Genomic DNA, 433 nt, shown 5'->3' on the forward strand with positions numbered 1-433 from the left:
CGATAGTCGAACCCGTTCCAGCCCGCTTCCGCGAACACGGCACGCAGCGCTGCCACGATCTGTACGGGCAGGCGCGCGGACTGTTCCAGGGCCAGCCACCGGATCGGGGCTCCGGCCGCCTGCGCCCCGAGGGCCCAGATCACGGTCTCGGCCATCAACCCGATGCGGGGGTCCGTGAGCGCGGCCAACCGGGCACGGACCGCCGGCCACGTCTGCTCGGGCGCCGGGGGGTGTTCGCGGCCGCCGCTCGCGCGGAGGGCGCCCGCCACCATCCCGGCGTGTCCGATCGTGGCGCACAGGATGACGATGTTGGGGTGGAGCAGGCCTGCGCGCTTTCCCGCGGGGGAGTAGGGCGGGCACGGTGGCGAGATCGTGATCCCGTCGGTGGAGCGGAGCGCGGGATGGGTGGGGTCGAGGCTGGTGATGTCCGCGT

Annotated in this window: 1 pseudogene; it reads right to left on the reverse strand. The window is 73.7% G+C overall.

The features are described from left to right. A pseudogene (locus G3I71_RS48000) lies at positions 1-433 on the reverse strand (DNA cytosine methyltransferase); the annotation flags it as partial.

The sequence above is a fragment of the Streptomyces sp. SID12501 genome, assembly GCF_010550245.1.
Taxonomy (GTDB): domain Bacteria; phylum Actinomycetota; class Actinomycetes; order Streptomycetales; family Streptomycetaceae; genus Streptomyces.